This is a genomic window from Streptococcus cristatus, assembly GCF_003943505.1.
Lineage (GTDB): Bacteria > Bacillota > Bacilli > Lactobacillales > Streptococcaceae > Streptococcus > Streptococcus cristatus_E.
Genome location: NZ_RJPS01000091.1, coordinates 1 through 632, shown reverse-complemented (window position 1 = coordinate 632; position 632 = coordinate 1). Strand labels below are relative to the sequence as shown.

Sequence of the window (632 nt, the reverse complement as noted above, 5' to 3'; positions counted from 1 at the left end):
GTCTTCTCATCACCACCAGCATCAGTTCGTGGTTGAGAGACAATAGCCGCGCTAGTTGCTTGTGACAGTTCACGCTCAATACGTTCTTGGCGTTCCAAACGGTCAATCTCTTTTCCAAGGTCAACCACTTCTTGTTCCAACTTATCGTAGTGTTCACTATCTTCCTGTGAAATCATGCCCTTTTCATCACGACATGAATCTAAGAAGTTCTTGGCTTTATCCCAAACCTTGGCACGTTTTTCTCGTAGTTCTAAAATTTTGTCCATAGTATAAATGTCCTCCTAGGGTTTTAATAACTGTAGTCGTTTTTCCAAGGTGCTTACTGCAACCTTGGGTTTATCTATCAACTGTTCACACTTGGCGACCACTTGATTGGTTACTGTCTGCATTGAAAATGCATAGGCATCTTGTGACTCATCATTGTCATGAGTGCCATCGAAGATAATCTGATCCGCAAAACCTAACTCAACTGCTTTCTTTGCATTGAGCCAAGTCTCTCCATCCATGAGGTTTGAGAGTTTCTGACGACTTAGAGATGTCTTAATCTCATAAGCGTTGATAATCGACTCCTTCACTTCATTTAGAAGCTGAATAGCTTTTTCCATCTCACGTTTGTCACCACTCGCAAAAGT

Annotated in this window: 1 protein-coding gene and 1 pseudogene; both read right to left on the bottom strand. The window is 41.8% G+C overall.

Annotated elements, in window-relative coordinates:
• Positions 1-266: pseudogene (locus D8792_RS11170) on the bottom strand (phage major capsid protein); the annotation flags it as partial.
• A 15-nt stretch (positions 267-281) separates the two neighbouring features.
• A partial coding sequence (locus D8792_RS11165; RefSeq protein ID WP_185758462.1) for an ATP-dependent Clp protease proteolytic subunit occupies positions 282-632 on the bottom strand: 351 nt, incomplete at its 5' end.